At 39.9% G+C, this 3005-nt stretch carries 3 protein-coding genes; all 3 read right to left on the bottom strand.

The window, feature by feature from the left end:
- A partial coding sequence (locus WBM49_RS02800) for a peptide MFS transporter (protein WP_424370540.1) occupies nucleotides 1–1364 on the bottom strand: 1364 nt, incomplete at its 3' end.
- A gap of 84 nt (nucleotides 1365–1448) precedes the next feature.
- Nucleotides 1449–2831: a peptide MFS transporter gene (locus WBM49_RS02795; RefSeq protein WP_424370539.1), complete on the bottom strand. Its 1383-nt coding sequence runs from the start codon at nucleotides 2829–2831 to the stop codon at nucleotides 1449–1451.
- 18 nt (nucleotides 2832–2849) lie between these two features.
- Nucleotides 2850–3005 (bottom strand): prolyl oligopeptidase family serine peptidase (locus tag WBM49_RS02790; protein ID WP_424370541.1); only part of this gene is annotated, 156 nt, incomplete at its 5' end.

Here is a 3005-nt window from a genome sequence, read left to right as displayed (position 1 = left end):
TTGTATTTACTTTCCCACCATCTGGAGAACAGAGGTGCCAGAGTTATGATAAAGAATGAATTTAGAATAGCGAACCAACTGGCCTCTACCTCATTCCCTTCCTGAGCGAATTTTTCATAGAGGCGAAAGATCAACAGCCCCCAGATCCCCAGAAATGCCATTCCTAAAAAAATATTTGAAAAGGGTATTCTTGAGTACGTCTTTTTAAAGAGCAGGTATAGTACCCATGTAATGATCATCATAGGCACCGTGGTGAGGAGTGCATCAACGATTTTGAAAATTAAGGAAGCAGAACCTGTAAGGGTCCTGTCTGTATAGTCACGGGCAAAGATGGTCATAGTGCCCAGGTTTTGTTCAAAAGTAGCAAAGAAGATCACTGTTAATATCCCGAAAATAAAAACCGCAAAGATCCTGTTCCGCACCAACCTGGTATACCTTAGGGTCCGACTAATGATAAGAATTAGAAATAGGAATAGTGCAACAATTATATTTGCTGTTGATGCGGTTATATCACCAATAACAAAGCCAAATAAATTAAAATTCTCGATCACAATGAAGTCCAGGAAATTAACATTCTGAATCTTCGAAAGCGGATCATAGAAAAGGTATAATAACCCTCCGATAGAAGAAAGTATAATCAATATAAAATCGATCGTTGTAAAAGGATTGAGTTTCTCCTCTACCTCAAGTTCATCCACATCATCATTTATTTCTGAAGCCTTTAAAGGCTTATCTCCTATTTTTCCAAACAGATCACCTGCCAGCCAGAACTGAAGCATGCCAAAGAACATAAAGATCCCGGCCAGGCCAAATCCCCAGGACCAGCCGTAATTTTCAGCCAGGTACCCGCAAAGCATCATTCCAAAGAAGGCACCGGCGTTTACGCCCATATAAAAAATCGTATAGGCACCATCTTTTTTGGATTCCTTTCCCCGGTACATCTCGGAGATCACCGAAGTAATATTAGGCTTGAAAAACCCGGTTCCAATGATCAGAAGGGCAAGGCCCACATAGAAAGACCACACTGTTTCAATGGCCATACAGGCATGACCCAGCGTCATCACAGCACATCCAATGATGATCGCCTTTTTATAGCCTATAAGTTTATCTGCAACGTACCCTCCAAGGATAGGTGTTAAGTACAAAAGGGAAGCATAGGTGCCAATAAGTGCCAGTGCATGTTCTCTGGGCCATTCCCATCCCGGGTTATCGCCTATAATGGGTGCGGTAAGGAACAGCACCAGCAGAACCCGCATTCCGTAAAAGGAAAAACGTTCCCACATTTCCGTAAAGAATAAAACGAATAGCCCGGCAGGATGTCCCAGTACCCGGTCCTTGAAAAGATTCTCAATATCGGTATTCATTGATTTGATTGTTATTAATTATGGTTGTTACCTCACAATAAATCAAAAGAGAATGTATAATTAATTCTCCAGAAGCGCTAAGTATCAAGCTTCATCTGCCGTTATAACATGTTCATCATCTTCAGCTCCATGTGTTAATTTTTCTAATTTCTTTCTTAATAACATAACCATAAATCCAAAAATGATACAAAAAATAGCAATGCCACTGAAGACAGCTAATTCCCCGAATTGTGAAGCAGATTCCCCTAATAGTCCGGCCAACTTATTTCCAATACCAGTCATGGCAAAATAGATTCCCATCATAAAAGAAGCATATTTAAGCGGTGCTAATTTTGTTATATAAGATAAGGCCACGGGGGAAATACACAACTCTCCTACAGTATGAAATAAATAAGCCAGCACCAACCAATACATGGCAGATGAACCATCATCATTGTATTCTACGGCCGCAGCTGACATAAAGAAGAAGCCAGTTCCCATAATAATGAGCCCCAAAATCATCTTAAACAAACCAGTTGATAATTTTCCTTTCAACTTACGTTTTGCCCAATACCCTGCCACCGAAGTTCCAAGAAAAATGATAAACATGGCATTCAAGGATTGAAACCAGGACGCCGGCACTTCATTCCCAATAAAGGGTAAGGAAAAAGATAATATTCTATTGGTTTTATCTGAGGCGTATAAATTCATTAATCCACCTGCCTGCTCAAAGGCGCCCCAAAAAATAATTACCAAAATAAATGAAATGAAGAGGACTACCACTCTATCTTTTTCAATTTTGGTCAAAGGCTTATCCATAGCCTCCTTTTCAATTTTATTTTCAGAGGTTCCTAAAAAGTTACCTACATGTTTTAAATATTTCTGTCCATAAACATACTGAAGAAGACCAAGAGCCATACCAATTCCGGCCAATCCAAAACCATAATGCCACCCATAAATTTCTCCAACAGTACCCACTATTAAACTGGATAAAAATGCTCCCACATTAATACCGATATAAAAAATTGTAAATCCTTTATCCCGTCTGATATCTCCTTGTTTATAGAGACCTCCCACCATTGTGGAAATATTAGGTTTTAGCATGCCAACACCTGCAATTATGAATCCTAAACCGGAATAAAAAGCCCACATTTGCTCTATTGCCAATACACTATGACCAATTACCAGAAGAATTCCGCCATACAAGACCGACTTTTTTTGTCCTAGAAATTTATCTGCGATCCATCCTCCGGGAATGGAGGCCACATAGACCAACATGGTATACCAGCCATATAAAGCTAGAGCTTCCCCGTTAGACCATCCTAGTCCGGCATTGTCTTCAGTGGTTTGTGCCACTAAGTAAAGCACCAGAATAGCACGCATTCCATAGTAGGAAAAGCGTTCCCACATCTCTGTAAAAAACAATATATAAAGTCCGACAGGATGTCCAAAAAGCTGCTTTTGAGTTGCTGGTTTTGTTGTTGCCATAATTATTTACTGGTTTGGTTATAGATTGTCTTTGATAAAATTGGTCATTTTAGTGTACAGCTGTAGTCTGGTATTCCCGCCGGAAATACCGTGGTTCTTATCGGGATAAATGGCCCAATCGAATTGTTTATTGGCCTGTACAAGTTCCGTAATCATGCGCATTGTATTCTGTAC

It is taken from the genome of Muriicola sp. (assembly GCF_049669965.1).
Taxonomy (GTDB): Bacteria; Bacteroidota; Bacteroidia; order Flavobacteriales; family Flavobacteriaceae; genus Muriicola.
The sequence above is the reverse complement of the archived record's forward strand: the minus strand, read 5'-3'. Positions and strand labels throughout refer to the sequence as shown.